The 13,355-nt window shown below is 53.8% G+C and carries 14 protein-coding genes; 7 read left to right on the forward strand and 7 right to left on the reverse strand.

All coding sequences use genetic code 11. The features are described 5' to 3' along the window. Window positions 1–101 precede the first annotated feature (101 nt). Window positions 102–1,019 carry an HTH-type transcriptional activator AaeR gene (gene aaeR, locus JGC47_RS01630; RefSeq protein WP_004155051.1) on the reverse strand — a complete coding sequence of 306 codons (918 nt, stop codon included), beginning with the start codon at window positions 1,017–1,019 and terminating at the stop codon, window positions 102–104. A gap of 277 nt (window positions 1,020–1,296) precedes the next feature. Here aaeR and aaeX point away from each other — a divergent pair, with 277 nt between their 5' ends. From aaeX to aaeB, 3 genes are read left to right on the forward strand one after another with little or no spacing between them, the layout of a single operon-like run. Then, the gene (gene aaeX, locus JGC47_RS01635; RefSeq protein ID WP_004155052.1) at window positions 1,297–1,500 is read left to right on the forward strand and encodes a p-hydroxybenzoic acid efflux pump operon protein AaeX; all 204 of its coding nucleotides are present in this window, start codon (window positions 1,297–1,299) and stop codon (window positions 1,498–1,500) included. Window positions 1,501–1,507: 7 nt separating this feature from the next. Next, a complete protein-coding gene (gene aaeA, locus JGC47_RS01640; protein ID WP_004155055.1) occupies window positions 1,508–2,440 on the forward strand; it encodes a p-hydroxybenzoic acid efflux pump subunit AaeA in 933 nt (310 codons plus the stop codon). A gap of 13 nt (window positions 2,441–2,453) precedes the next feature. Beyond that, window positions 2,454–4,412 carry a p-hydroxybenzoic acid efflux pump subunit AaeB gene (gene aaeB, locus JGC47_RS01645; protein WP_004155056.1) on the forward strand — a complete coding sequence of 653 codons (1,959 nt, stop codon included), beginning with the start codon at window positions 2,454–2,456 and terminating at the stop codon, window positions 4,410–4,412. Window positions 4,413–4,624: 212 nt separating this feature from the next. On the opposite strand, the gene yhcN (JGC47_RS01650) is transcribed toward aaeB, so the two are convergent. The 3 genes from yhcN (JGC47_RS01650) to argR form a co-directional block, all read right to left on the reverse strand. Further along, on the reverse strand, window positions 4,625–4,894 hold the full coding sequence (gene yhcN, locus JGC47_RS01650; RefSeq protein WP_004155057.1) for a peroxide/acid stress response protein YhcN: 270 nt from the start codon (window positions 4,892–4,894) through the stop codon (window positions 4,625–4,627). A 111-nt stretch (window positions 4,895–5,005) separates the two neighbouring features. Next, on the reverse strand, window positions 5,006–5,269 hold the full coding sequence (gene yhcN / locus JGC47_RS01655) for a peroxide/acid stress response protein YhcN (protein ID WP_004155058.1): 264 nt from the start codon (window positions 5,267–5,269) through the stop codon (window positions 5,006–5,008). 495 nt (window positions 5,270–5,764) lie between these two features. Next, window positions 5,765–6,235: a transcriptional regulator ArgR gene (argR, locus tag JGC47_RS01660; RefSeq protein WP_004155060.1), complete on the reverse strand. Its 471-nt coding sequence runs from the start codon at window positions 6,233–6,235 to the stop codon at window positions 5,765–5,767. Window positions 6,236–6,679: 444 nt separating this feature from the next. On the opposite strand from argR, the gene mdh reads away from it, so the two are divergent. Beyond that, a complete protein-coding gene (mdh, locus tag JGC47_RS01665; protein WP_004155061.1) occupies window positions 6,680–7,615 on the forward strand; it encodes a malate dehydrogenase in 936 nt (311 codons plus the stop codon). Between the two features lie 48 nt (window positions 7,616–7,663). Here mdh and degS read toward each other — a convergent pair whose 3' ends face one another. The 3 genes from degS to zapG all read right to left on the reverse strand — a co-directional run bounded on the left by degS (window position 7,664) and on the right by zapG (window position 10,763). Next, window positions 7,664–8,725: an outer membrane-stress sensor serine endopeptidase DegS gene (gene degS, locus JGC47_RS01670; protein ID WP_013036276.1), complete on the reverse strand. Its 1,062-nt coding sequence runs from the start codon at window positions 8,723–8,725 to the stop codon at window positions 7,664–7,666. A gap of 139 nt (window positions 8,726–8,864) precedes the next feature. Then, window positions 8,865–10,250: a serine endoprotease DegQ gene (gene degQ, locus JGC47_RS01675; RefSeq protein ID WP_004155063.1), complete on the reverse strand. Its 1,386-nt coding sequence runs from the start codon at window positions 10,248–10,250 to the stop codon at window positions 8,865–8,867. Between the two features lie 114 nt (window positions 10,251–10,364). Beyond that, window positions 10,365–10,763, reverse strand: coding sequence for a Z-ring associated protein ZapG (zapG, locus tag JGC47_RS01680; RefSeq protein ID WP_004155064.1), 399 nt, complete (start codon window positions 10,761–10,763; stop codon window positions 10,365–10,367). Between the two features lie 176 nt (window positions 10,764–10,939). On the opposite strand from zapG, the gene zapE reads away from it, so the two are divergent. From zapE to rpsI, 3 genes are all read left to right on the forward strand, one after another. Then, entirely contained in the window at window positions 10,940–12,067 is a 1,128-nt protein-coding gene (gene zapE / locus JGC47_RS01685; RefSeq protein ID WP_004155065.1) for a cell division protein ZapE, read from the forward strand. Window positions 12,068–12,311: 244 nt separating this feature from the next. Next, a complete protein-coding gene (rplM, locus tag JGC47_RS01690) occupies window positions 12,312–12,740 on the forward strand; it encodes a 50S ribosomal protein L13 (protein ID WP_004155066.1) in 429 nt (142 codons plus the stop codon). A 15-nt stretch (window positions 12,741–12,755) separates the two neighbouring features. Then, complete coding sequence (gene rpsI / locus JGC47_RS01695) at window positions 12,756–13,148, forward strand: 30S ribosomal protein S9 (protein WP_004155067.1); 393 nt, start codon at window positions 12,756–12,758, stop codon at window positions 13,146–13,148. Window positions 13,149–13,355: the final 207 nt, after the last annotated feature.

The raw sequence follows: 13,355 nt of genomic DNA on the forward strand, positions 1-13,355 counted from the left end.
CAGGGCGGGTGCCTCCCTTGCCGGGAGGCGCCGGCGGCTATGGGCGGAATTGAACGGCTCTGCCCGGGCCGTCTGCCGCCATTCTTCCCGCTTACCCCTGACTATCCCTTACGAAATTCCCGGTAAATCTCCGCCACCCGGTCGAAATAGTCGGTCAGGTAGTTGATACAAACCTGAACTCGCAACGGCAGCTTATCTTTTTGACTGTAAAGCGCATACACCGGGCGCGGTACCGACTGGTAGTGCGCAAACAGGATCTCCACCTCTCCGGCGTTAATCTCATCGATTATCCACATTAGCGGCACATAAGCGATGCCGGTTCCGGCTTTCAGCCAGCGGATCAGCGTTTGCGCATCGTTGGTGGCAAATCGCCCCTGGGGCGACAGGCGGATGGCGATGCCTTCAGGCGAGATCAGATCAAAGTCGTTGTCCGGCCGTACGCTGTATTCCAGCCAGGAGTGATTGCTGATATCCGACGGTTTTTCCGGAGTACCGAACTGGAGCAGATATGCCTTCGCTGCGCAGACGACCATCGGCATTGAACCCAGGCGTTTAGCAAACAGGCTGGAATCCGGTAAAGCTCCAACGCGTATCGCTAAATCCAGCCCGTCAGCAATCAGGTCCGGCGCCGGGATGCCGGTCACCAGATTGACCGACAGTCCCGGGTACTCCTGCAAAATCTCTTTGGCCATCGGGGCCAGCAGATTTTGCGACATGGTCGACGAACTGCCAATGCGCAGCGTACCGACGGGCGTGTTGTTAAAGGCCCACAGCTGCTCATGCACCTGCTGTGCCTCTGCCATCATGCGGCGGCAACCCTGAAAATAGATTTTACCCGCTTCGGTCAGCCCCAGGTTGCGGGTACTACGGTTGAGCAGTTTCACCTGTAGCTCATTTTCCAGCCTGGCAACGATCTGACTGACCGCTGATACGCTAAGCTGCATCTGCTTTGCTGCCGCCGTGAACGAACCCAGCTCAACCACTTTGGTGAAAACGGACATGCCTTTTAGTCTTTCCATTATTAACTCTGGCTTAAAAGTGATTTAGATCACATTTGGTAGATAACTCATAGTCAACCGCGTTACTATAGCGACATTGGGTCAGGGATCCGTTATCCCACTGCCGTTATAGGCAGGTTGCGGCTTAAACTATCATGAAAAAGTCCCGATCCCGAACGGCGTCTGAATCACGTTACGTCGGTCAATTATCCGTATCAGTTAGCGTACTGCGCGACACCGGGAGAAGAGCGAATGACGATAATCAGTGAGTCCGGTAGCGTATTGACAAGGAAAAAAGATGAGTGTACTTCCGGTTGTTGTCGTGTTTGGGATGTCGTTCCCCCCCATTTTTATTGAAATTATCGTGTCACTGATGCTGTTCTGGCTGATACGGCGTGTGATTACGCCAACCGGACTCTATGACAGGGTCTGGCATCCAGCCCTGTTTAATACCGCTCTCTTCTGCTGTCTGTTCTACGTTGTATCCCGAATGTTCGTCTGAGGTCATAGTGAAAAGGCTAATAAGAAAAATTTCCCGTACCGCCATTACGCTGCTGCTGGCTATCGTGGCGATGGTACTGATCTTCCGCGTCTGGGTGTTTTACACTGAATCACCCTGGACGCGTGATGCCAGGTTTGCCGCTGATGTGGTGGCGATCGCTCCCGACGTCAGCGGGCTGATCTCCGAAGTACGCGTGCACGATAACCAGCTGGTGCAGAAAAACCAGGTGCTGTTTAGCATCGACCAGCCGCGCTATCAGAAAGCGCTTGATGAAGCCCAAGCTGATGTGGCCTATTACCAGGCGGTGATGAGTGAGAAACGTCGGGAGGCCGGGCGCCGCAACCAGCTGGGGGTTTCTGCCATGTCGCGCGAGGCCATAGAGCAGGCGAACAACGATTATCAGACTACGCAGCACCAGCTGGCCAGGGCGGTTGCTTCACGCGACCTGGCCAAACTGGACCTGGAGCGTACCGTGATTAAAGCGCCCTCCGCAGGCTGGGTCACCAACCTGAATGTCTATACCGGCGAGTTCATTACCCGTGGATCGACCTCGGTAGCGCTGGTCAAACAGAACTCATTCTACGTGCTGGCCTATTTGGAAGAGACCAAACTCGAAGGTATTCGTCCCGGATATCGTGTTGAAATTACCCCGCTGGGCAGCAATAAGGTGCTGCGCGGCTCGGTTGACAGTATTGCCGCAGGCGTGACCAACAGCAGCAGCACCGTTGACAGTAAAGGCATGGCGACTATTGATTCCAACCTGGAGTGGGTACGCCTTGCGCAGCGTGTGCCGGTACGTATTCACCTTGACAGGCAGCCGGGTAATCTCTACCCATCGGGAACCACGGCGACCGTGGTGGTGACCGGGGCTCAGGATCGCCAGGCGAAAGACAGGCCACCGCTGATGAAGCTGATGCATCGTCTGCGCGAGTTTGGCTGAGGCGGGGCAGATCATGCTGTGGTATCGTCTGCGCTTTCCGCTCAAACTGACCTTCGCTATTCTGCTGGCGCTGTTTGTCGGTTTTGAATTCAATCTTGAAACCCCACGCTGGGCGGTGATGACCGCCGCGATTGTGGGCGGGGGAACCGCCTTCATTGCCGGGGGCGATCCGTTTTCCGGCGCTCTGCGTCACCGCGGGATGCTGCGCATCATCGGCACCTTTATTGGCTGTATTGCCGCGCTGGTGATCATGATTGCCACCATCCGTGCGCCGGTGGTGATGCTGTTGCTGTGCTGCATCTGGGCCGGGGGCTGCGTGTGGGTTTCTTCGCTGATCAAAGTTGAAAACTCTTATGCCCTCGGGCTGGCGGGCTATACCGCTCTGATTATTGTGGTCAGCCTGAATGCTAATGGTTCTGTGCTGCTGGCACCGCAGTTCGCCGTAGAGCGCTGTAGTGAAATCATTATCGGGATTGTCTGTGCGATCCTCGCCGATATGCTGTTTTCACCGCGTTCAATCAAACAGGACATTGACCGCGAAATTGATGCGCTGCTGGTGGAGCAGTACCGCCTGATGCAGCTGTGCGTGCAACATGCTGATAAAGAAGAGGTCGATAAATGCTGGGCCGGGCTGGTACGACGCACCACCGCTCTTAACGGAATGCGTACTCATCTGATGATGGAGGCCGGGCGCTGGCACAAAATTGATCCGCGCCTGCAGGTGCTTAATACCCTGTCATTGACGCTCATTACTCAGGCTTTTGAAACCTTCCTGATCCAGAATAACCACCCTGAATACCTTCCGCCCCAGTTCCAGCTGTTATTCAGAAAGCCGGTAGCAAACATTGCTGATATCCATCAACGCATGAAGATGATGCGCCGGGTCATCACCGCCAGCGGCAGTAAAAATACCCCGGCGACTATCAGCAGCTGGGTTGGGGCAGCCAGCCGCTACCTGCTGCTGCTGAAAGGGATCCACACTAACAGCAGTATCAGCCGCCGCGAGGGAGAGGTGCTGAATGCTGACCCGATCGTGAAGATGCGTTCGGCAGAAACGCGGCATGCGTTGGTGAATGGGATACGTACTTTTGTGGCAACCGCCGTGGGCTCACTGTTCTGGCTGTGGACCGGCTGGACTTCGGGCAGTGGCGCAATGGTGATGCTGGCCGTTGTTACCTCGTTGGCCATGCGTATGCCTAACCCGTTGATGGTCGCTAAAGATTTCCTCTACGGCATGATCGTCGCCATCCCGCTGGGATCGCTTTACTACATGGTGGTGATGCCGAATACCCAGCAAAGTATGCTGCTTTTATGTATCGCGCTGGGGCTGATCGCCTTTATCAGCGGTCTTCTTATCCAGCGGCGTCAAATTGGTGCTCTGGGCGCGCTGGTGGGCACTATCAATATCCTGACGCTGGACAACCCGATGCAGTTCGAAGTCAGCCCGTTTCTGGATAATGCCCTGGGCCAGGCGATCGGCTGTTTTGTCGCGCTGCTGGTTATTCTGCTTATCCGCGATACCTCTAAGGCGCGTGTCGGGCGCATTTTGCTCAATCGCTTTATGTATGCCGCCGTATCAGCGATGACCACGAATACCGTGCGGCGCAAAGAAAACCATCTGCCTGCCCTTTACCAGCAGTTGTTTATGCTGATGAACAGCTTCCCAGGCGATATCAATAAGTACCGGCTGGCGCTGACGCTGATCATCGCACACCAGCGACTGCGTGCTGCCGACGTGCCGATCAACCCCGATCTGTCAGCGTTCCATCAGCAGCTGCGCCACACGGCCGACCGGGTGATCTCGGCAGGCAGCGATGCAAAGAGACGTGATGACTTTGCGCGCCTGCTGGGCGAGTTCGACATTTACCAGCAAAAGCTACAGCAGTATCAGGCCGCGCAAAGCGTGACTGAACCCGTTGCGCGTCTGGCGATGGTATTAAAGAAATATCAGCAAACGCTGATCGAGGTTTGAGTTCTTCCGCGCCTGGCAGAGAAGCCGTAACAGGATGCGGGGCCCCCCTCCGTGTGTTCCGTCTGGCTTGCACATTTCTGCTCCGCCCGGCAGTGAGAACAAACAAAAGCCCCGGCGTACGGGGCTAAAGTGATATTCCACCAGGTTTACAGCAACAGATGGACGAGCAATGGCAGCAAAATACCGGCGCTGATGCACCGCTTGAGGGTTGGTTATTTGTAAAGCTCGGCCGTGGCGTGATAGTTACCATCGGTACGCGCTTCGATTACGCGGTAAGACGTTGCACCCTGGCGATCCGCTTTTTGTGAAAGCTGGTGGCGGATTTCCATCGGCGTACCGTCGATCCCGCTAACGCTGACGGTGCCTACCGGCTGTAGATTCTGGCGGTTGACCTGCTCGCTGGTGACCAGATCCGCCGCGCCGGCAGCGAATGAAAGAACAGAAGCAAGACTTAAGGCAACAATTGTGAAGGTCGTTTTCATGATGACTCCAGAGTAGTTATTGCACGGTAATCTAAAGGGATGAAAAACAATTTTTTATACCTGGGATTACCGCATAGCTTTAATGATTGATTCTTTAGATTACCGCTTAGCTTATTGATAAAGTTCGGCGGTCGCGTGCCAGTTACCGTTTTGGTAGTTTTCAATAACACGGTAGGCGCTGGCGCCCTTTTCACGGGCTTTATCATTCAGCGCCTGACGGATATCCATTGGCGATCCGCTAACTCCACTAACGCTGACTATTCCGATCGATTGCAGGCCTTTCGTCTGGTCCGAATTGACAGACTGAGCGGCGAATGCGCCAAATGACAGGGTAGAAAGCAGGCCAAAGGCCGCGATAGTGGTTTTGATGTACATGAGATTTCCCTCGTCAACGATTGTTAACTTTTGATTGTTTTGATCTGCATCACGGAAACAAGTATAGATCTAATAACGTAAAAAATTAATAGCAGGCTAATAATATTAAAGTGTTTTACAGGCGTGAGGCGGTGTTTTTAATGACGTCTGGTTATCAAAAACGCCTGTTTTTTGCGCATTTTCGCCAAAAAGTATTAAAAAACAGTATGTCAGGATAATTTATCTATTTGTGCGCTTATTTGCGGTAGATCACATTGTCAAAGAGGTGAAAGGCAGGCTTTAGTATGAAGGGCAGTCGTTTCAGCCAGCAGCATATGCCGGCGGCGATAATTCGGATGTCGCAAAGAGAGCAGGGCCGCTGACTGGCCCGGAAATTACCGGAGAATGGCTACCGTCGCCGGGTTGATGCCAGAACATTGCCGACAGCGAATTGTTTGCCGATCGCTCCGGCTTATGCAGCGCGGTACGATGGCGGGCGACAGAGGAGCGGAAGGTTTAAAGTTCCTGTTCGAACAGCACCAGGATGGCATCATGCAGCTGCTTTACGCTAAAGGAACGCGCCGGAGTGATAAAAATGGTGTCATCGCCTGCAATGGTGCCGAGAATGCCTTCCGCTTTGCCCAGCGAGTCCAGCAGGCGAGCAATCAGCTGCGCTGCCCCCGGACTGGTGTGGATCACCACCAGCGCGTCGTTGAAGTCGATATCCAGTACCAGGTTCTTCAGTGGGCTGGTGGTGGTAGGTACGCCAAGCCCGGCGGGTAAGCAGTAAACCATTTCCATTTTAGCGTTGCGTGTACGCACCGCACCGAATTTTGTCAGCATACGCGACACTTTCGACTGATTAATGTTCTCGAATCCTTCATCCTGCAGGGCAATGACGATTTCACCCTGTGAGCTGAACTTTTCCTCTTTCAGTAAGGCTTTAAACGCCTTAATCAGGTCTTCTTGTCTTGATGAGTTACGCATAGGTTACCGATAAAATGGGTTATTCAGCCATCCCCTCAGTGGGATTTTACATTATTATGCAATTAAATGAATTTTTATGCAAATTGCAAATGTGGCATTGGCTCACTCACTCACCGCACGGCGGCGCAGTCTAACAAATTTTGCCGGGAAAAAGAATTTGCCGACTCTGTGCATTGGCGCGCAGAAAGTGAACGGATTGTTATAATGTGATGGTTGTTCTGGTTAGCGCTAAGGGTGTAATGTAACGCCGAATCACGGTAATACCCTGAATATCTGGAGCTGACGCTGGGTTGGCCGCCTGAGTTTATCTCCCGCTCGCTTAGCGTTAACAAAGCGCGGTGAGGCTCACTATTCGCCGATTTGCGTACACTTCAGTTGTCTCATAGCGGGCTTACCGGGGTTCCCCGGCACGCAAAATGCTTAAAATATAATAAGGAGTATAGGATGAAAGTTGCAGTTCTCGGTGCAGCGGGTGGTATTGGCCAGGCTCTTGCCCTGCTGCTAAAAACCCAGCTTCCGGCAGGTTCAGAACTCTCTCTGTACGACATCGCACCCGTTACCCCAGGTGTTGCGGTTGACTTAAGCCACATCCCAACTTCGGTCAAAATTACAGGCTTCAGTGGTGAAGATGCGACCCCGGCGCTGAAAGGTGCTGACGTGGTGCTGATTTCAGCTGGCGTTGCGCGTAAACCGGGTATGGATCGTTCTGACCTGTTTAACGTCAATGCCGGTATTGTGCGCAATTTAATTGAGCAGGTCGCTGCCACCAGCCCTGAAGCGCTGATTGGTATCATCACTAACCCGGTCAACACCACGGTGGCCATCGCGGCGGAAGTCCTGAAAAAAGCCGGCGTCTATGACAGGAATAAACTTTTTGGCATCACTACGCTGGATATCATCCGCGCCAATACGTTCGTTGCCGCATTGAAAGGTCTACAGCCTGAAGCGCTGAATGTCCCGGTTATCGGCGGTCACTCAGGCGTGACCATTCTGCCGTTGCTGTCACAGATCCCGGGGGTCCGCCTCAGTGAGCAGGAGGTATCTGACCTGACTAAACGCATCCAGAATGCGGGTACCGAAGTGGTGGAGGCGAAAGCTGGCGGTGGCTCGGCCACGCTGTCAATGGGCCAGGCTGCGGCGCGGTTTGGTCTGTCGCTGGTACGCGCGCTGAAAGGTGAAAGCAACGTCGTTGAATGTGCCTACGTCGAAGGAGACGGAGAACATGCGCGTTTCTTCTCGCAGCCGCTGCTGTTGGGTAAGAATGGCATTGTTGAGCGTCGTCCTGTCGGAAAACTCAGTGCGTTTGAACAACAGGCACTGACCCACATGCTTGATACGTTGAAAAAAGATATTACGCTCGGTGAAGAGTTCGTTAAGTAGCCTTTTGCGTTCTCTGCCCCATCGCCGGATGGGGCAGGTGCAGCCAGGTTACCGGCTCTGATTTTCTTCCGGGTACTCTTGTACCGTTACGGGTAACGTCAGCTTTTTCTCATTGCGACTGACTTCCACGTTGATGACCGTTCCGGGGCGTATTTCTGCCACCTGATCCATGGTTTCCAATGGGGACACCGCCGCAGCGCCATTGACCCGGGTAATCACATCGTTGACCTGCATACCGGCGGTAAAAGCGGGGCCACCCGGCCTGATTTCGGTGACCACAATACCCTGTCCCTGAGGGTGTTCCATAACATTATCAGGTCCGCTAAAACGCCTGAATTCCTGCCCGGTAATACCAATATAGCCACGAATAACCCGACCATCACGGATCAGTTTTTCCATGACTTTGGTGGCCAGCTTGGTGGGGATCGCAAAGCCCAGACCTTCGGGCGTTTCACCGTTGCTGCTTTTGTCAAATGACAGCGTATTGATCCCCATCAGCTCGCCCAGCGAGTTGATCAACGCTCCGCCGGAGTTACCGCGATTGATCGAGGCATCAGTCTGCAGAAAGTCCTGATGACGTGAAGGACTAAGGCCAACACGCCCGGTTGCGCCAATAATCCCCTGGGTTACCGTCTGGCCAATGTTATACGGGTTACCGATCGCCATCACCAGGTCACCGATATGGGCAATACGCTGCGGATTGATGGGGATTACCGGCAGACTGGCCGCATTAATTTTCAGCACTGCCAAATCGGTCAGGTAGTCAGACCCTACCAGCATGGCTTCAAAAGAGCGGCCGTCCTGAAGATTAACAACAATCTGGCTGGCATCGTTAATGACATGCTTGTTGGTAAGAATATAGCCGCGCGGGTCCATAATCACCCCTGAGCCGAGAATATCGCTGGCACCGTTAGCGCTGTGGTTATAGACATAAACCACGGCGGGTGCCGCGCGGCGTACCCCCGCATTGTAGCTGACCGGCTGCTGGCTGCTGCTGTCATCCGTTGGCGACAGCAGATCGCTACCGAGTCTGAGGCCCGGAACGGCTAACAGAAGGATGGCGGCTATAATCAGTCCGAAGATGGCTGAACGTATGAGTTTAGGAAGCATGCTTTTAAATGATGAATGATGATGCGGGCAGAATAGCATGAGTTACGCGGACACAGTAGCCCGCGTCCGCGCGGGGAGCTAATACGCCCGAGGGGGAAACAGCGTGTCACTTACCAGCAGCCCGCGTCCGCGCGGGGAGCTAACGTAGCAGCAGGTAAAGATTTTCATCGCCGCGCATAACGCTTAGCACCAGCAGCGGCGGTTTAGCCACCAGTATCTTGCGCAATTCCGCCAGATTATGCACAGCTGTACGGTTGATCCCCACGATAACATCCCCTTTTTGCAGGCCGAACCGGGCTGCCGTAGCGGCTTTATCGACGTTATCTACCGTCACACCTTTAGCACCGCTTTTCGCCGCGCCATCGCTCAGGGAGGCCCCCTGTAACGCTGGCGTCATCAGTTCAACGTTAACGCTGGTCTGGACACTGTTATCCAGCTTTACGCTGACGATAAGGGGTTTACCTTCGCGCAGCAGGCCAACCTTCACCTCCTGTCCCGGTGGAGTAGTGCCGATTTTGACTCGCAGCCCGGCAAAACTGGCAATCTGCTTATCATCTACGCGGGTAATAATATCTCCGGCTTTAATCCCGGCCTTAGCGGCTGCAGATTGTGGCAACACCTCATTGACGAAAGCCCCATGCTGTACGTCGACGTTGAAAGCTTTGGCCATATCGGCGGTCATCTCGGTGCCTTTGATTCCCAGCTGCCCACGTTTGACTTCGCCAAACTGGATAAGCTGCTGTGCCAGCACCATCGCCATATTGCTGGGAATGGCAAAGCCAATGCCGATATTGCCACCGCTCGATGCCAGAATTGCCGTATTCAGGCCGATAAGCTCACCGTTAAGATTCACCAGCGCACCACCCGAGTTACCCTGGTTGATGGCAGCATCTGTCTGGATGAAGTTTTCCAGCCCCTCCAGATTCAGGCCGCTGCGCCCCAGAGCAGAAACAATGCCAGAAGTTGCCGTCTGACCTAGGCCAAAAGGGTTACCAATGGCGACGGCGAAATCACCCACTTTCAGCCGATCTGAATCGGCGATATTCACCTGGGTCAGGTTGCTTGCGCCGTTAAGCTGGATGAGGGCAATATCGGTTTGCTCATCACGGCCGATCGGTTTGGCGGTAAACTCGCGGCCGTCGCTCAACTGTACGCTGATTTTGTCCGCGCCATTGACAACGTGATTATTGGTCAGCACATAGCCTTTGGCTGCATCGATAATCACCCCGGAGGCCAGCCCCTCAAACTCGGGGGAGCGGTTATCGCCGTTTGTACCCTCCTCGCCGTTCTGATCAAAGAAGCGCTTCAGTGGGTCGGGAATGGGTTGCTGCTGGCTGGCGCTTTCTTCTCCCTCAACGTGCACGCTGACCACGGCAGGTAACACCTTTTCCAGCATCGGCGCCAGGCTGGGCAGCTGTTGCCCCTGAAGCTGGGTCGGAAGCGATGCGCCGACGGCAGAAGCCACGTTCAGATGGAGGCTGATACTCAACGCCAAAGCGCTTAACAGATATGATTTCTTGTTCATCGGAATAAGCTCTCGCTACCGGGGGTGAAAAAGGAACCCGCAAAGGCAGGCTGTGGGTTGACAGGCAGGAACGGGCGTCTGGCAGAAAAGAGGGGGCCAGGCAGCCCCATCCGTCTATTTAACGGCGCTATCGCCACGCAGCAGGCCCGAAGCGCTGTCCGGGTAATCACGCGGCATCTGCACCGGTACCTGATCGTTATCCGCTTCAGATTCAGTTAACTGATAAGCAAACGGATTCCTCTCACCCGGCAGGTTAGGCAGCAGGTCATTGGATCCCTTTGCCATATGCTGATACAGCTGGCGATAGTCGCGCGCCATATTGTCCAGCAGTTCGGCACTGTGAGCAAAGTGGTTGCTCAGTTCCTGGTGATAATCCGCCAGTTCGGCTTTTGTTTTCTCCAGCTCGTACTGCAGGCTGTGCTGTTCACGCAGTTTTCGATTACCAAAACGCATTGCCACCGCGCCGATAATACTCCCAACCACTAATCCAATAAGCGCGTATTCCCAGGTCATAATAACTCCCGTTTTGTCTTCGTTGTTCACTAGGGCTGTTCCATGTAATACCGTCACTATAACCGCTAATCTGATGGAAGTGGAATCCTGTGGCAGCTTCGCTTAGTGTAGAGAGGCTTTTTTTTTGCCGTTCAGCCATCTGACCAGGTCATTTTTTCAGGGAATGTAACTAAATTATGCAAACGATGTCTCCACTGGCGCTATATCAACAGGCACTGGACAACGGCGAATATCAGCCCGATGCGGTACAGCATGCCGCCGTCGCCCGTTTAGACGCTATTTATCAGGCGTTAAGCCATGCCGGCCCGCCTTCCGCGCCCGCCGGCACAGGTCTGTTTGGCAAGCTGCACAAGCTGCTGGCAAAAAGCAAAACCGATGTTCAGGCTCCGTCACGCGGTCTGTATATGTGGGGCGGCGTCGGGCGCGGCAAGACCTGGCTGATGGATATGTTTTTTCGGGCGATCCCCGGCGAGCGTAAACAGCGCTTGCATTTCCATCGCTTTATGCTGCGGGTGCATCAGCAGCTGGCCGAATTGCAGGGCCACAGCGATCCGCTACAAATTGTTGCCGACCGCTTCAAAGCCGAGACCGACCTGCTGTGTTTCGACGAGTTCTTTGTCTCCGATATTACCGACGCCATGCTGCTGGGGACGCTGATGGAGGCGCTGTTCAGTCGGGGCATTACGCTGGTGGCGACCTCGAATATCCCGCCGGACGATCTCTATCGTAACGGTTTGCAACGGGCGCGTTTTATTCCGGCGATCGAGATGATTAAACAGCACTGTGAAGTGATGAATGTGGATGCCGGTATCGATTATCGTCTGCGTACGCTGACCGCAGCACATCTTTGGATGACTCCACCTGGCGCTGAAACGTCGCAGGAGATGGAAAGGATGTTCATTGCGCTGGCGGGCAAACCGCCCAGGCAACATGAAGCGCTGGAGATTAACCATCGCCAGCTGCCGACGCTGGGGGTAGCGGAAGGCGTGGTGGCAATGAGCTTCCTCGCACTCTGTGGCGAAGGGCGCAGTCAGCACGACTATATTGAGCTGTCGCGCCGTTTTCATAGTGTATTGCTGTATGATGTGCCGGTGATGCTCTACAAGACCGAAGATCAGGCGCGACGTTTTCTGGCGTTAGTCGATGAATTCTACGAGCGTCACGTTAAGCTGGTGGTCTCGGCGGAAACCTCACTTTTCGAGATTTATCAGGGTACAAGGCTGAAGTTTGAATACCAGCGCTGCATTTCGCGCCTGCAGGAGATGCAGAGCGAAGAGTATCTGCGCCTGGCGCATTTGCCCTGAAAGGCATACGGGCGTGGTGGCATCGCCATTTTATCGCAGAAAAAGTTCGATCTTTATCGGCGACTTCTCTATAATCTTGCGACCCCACGTTACAGCAAAGGTTTTTTTCCCAAAACTCTTTGTGTTCCAGTAACTCTATCCGAAGGGGTGGGCTTGCTGGTCAAGATGGTCGTGTGAGCTCCAACCGTTTATTCAAGCGTTTGGGATTTCACCAACGTGTAACTTAATTTGGGTAAGCTTTTAGATGAAAACTTTTACAGCTAAGCCAGAATCGGTCCAACGTGACTGGTATGTTGTTGACGCAACAGGCAAAACCTTAGGTCGTTTAGCGACTGAACTGGCTCGTCGTCTGCGCGGTAAGCACAAAGCGGAATACACTCCGCATGTCGATACGGGTGATTACATTATCGTTCTTAACGCGGAGAAAGTTGCCGTAACCGGTAACAAGCGTAGCGATAAGATTTATTACCATCACACCGGCCACATCGGTGGTATCAAGCAAGCGACCTTCGAAGAGATGATTGCTCGCCGTCCTGAGCGTGTGATTGAAATCGCGGTTAAAGGCATGCTGCCAAAGGGCCCGCTGGGTCGTGCTATGTACCGTAAACTGAAAGTTTACGCGGGCAACGAGCACAACCATGCGGCACAGCAACCGCAAGTTCTTGACATTTAATCGGGATTACAGGCAATGGCTGAGAATCAAAACTACGGCACTGGTCGCCGCAAAAGCTCTTCCGCACGCGTCTTCATCAAGCCGGGTAGCGGTAACATCGTTATCAACCAGCGTTCATTAGAACAGTACTTCGGTCGCGAAACTGCCCGCATGGTAGTTCGTCAGCCGCTGGAACTGCTGGACATGGTCGGTAAATTCGATCTGTTCATCACCGTTAAAGGTGGTGGTATCTCTGGTCAGGCTGGTGCGATCCGTCACGGTATCACACGCGCGCTGATGGAGTATGACGAGTCACTGCGTGGCGAACTGCGTAAAGCAGGCTTCGTTACTCGTGATGCTCGTCAGGTTGAACGTAAGAAAGTCGGTCTGCGTAAAGCACGCCGTCGTCCTCAGTTCTCCAAACGTTAATTTTTTTCTGCTACGGCAGATTCAATTATCGGGAAACCCGGTGCTCAGGCGCCGGGTTTTTTATTTTTCTCCCGTAACAAAATGTGCCGAAGACACGCGGCTTTACCATTTTCCCCGCAATTGCGTATTGCCATCCCCACAAGCAGGCTAAAATCTGGTAAACTATGTGTCACTTTGTGCCCATTAGTCGGGTAAAGATGCGTGCGG

Origin of the sequence: Erwinia amylovora (genome assembly GCF_017161565.1) — a bacterium.
Classification (GTDB): domain Bacteria; phylum Pseudomonadota; class Gammaproteobacteria; order Enterobacterales; family Enterobacteriaceae; genus Erwinia; species Erwinia amylovora.

Coding starts and splice junctions, on each gene's coding strand:
- aaeR (WP_004155051.1), bottom strand. CDS start 1,019: ATGGAAAGACTAAAAGGCATGTCCGTTTTCACCAAAGTGGTTGAGCTG.
- aaeX (WP_004155052.1), top strand. CDS start 1,297: ATGAGTGTACTTCCGGTTGTTGTCGTGTTTGGGATGTCGTTCCCCCCC.
- aaeB (WP_004155056.1), top strand. CDS start 2,454: ATGCTGTGGTATCGTCTGCGCTTTCCGCTCAAACTGACCTTCGCTATT.
- yhcN (WP_004155057.1), bottom strand. CDS start 4,894: ATGAAAACGACCTTCACAATTGTTGCCTTAAGTCTTGCTTCTGTTCTT.
- yhcN (WP_004155058.1), bottom strand. CDS start 5,269: ATGTACATCAAAACCACTATCGCGGCCTTTGGCCTGCTTTCTACCCTG.
- argR (WP_004155060.1), bottom strand. CDS start 6,235: ATGCGTAACTCATCAAGACAAGAAGACCTGATTAAGGCGTTTAAAGCC.
- mdh (WP_004155061.1), top strand. CDS start 6,680: ATGAAAGTTGCAGTTCTCGGTGCAGCGGGTGGTATTGGCCAGGCTCTT.
- degS (WP_013036276.1), bottom strand. CDS start 8,725: ATGCTTCCTAAACTCATACGTTCAGCCATCTTCGGACTGATTATAGCC.
- degQ (WP_004155063.1), bottom strand. CDS start 10,250: ATGAACAAGAAATCATATCTGTTAAGCGCTTTGGCGTTGAGTATCAGC.
- zapG (WP_004155064.1), bottom strand. CDS start 10,763: ATGACCTGGGAATACGCGCTTATTGGATTAGTGGTTGGGAGTATTATC.
- zapE (WP_004155065.1), top strand. CDS start 10,940: ATGCAAACGATGTCTCCACTGGCGCTATATCAACAGGCACTGGACAAC.
- rplM (WP_004155066.1), top strand. CDS start 12,312: ATGAAAACTTTTACAGCTAAGCCAGAATCGGTCCAACGTGACTGGTAT.
- rpsI (WP_004155067.1), top strand. CDS start 12,756: ATGGCTGAGAATCAAAACTACGGCACTGGTCGCCGCAAAAGCTCTTCC.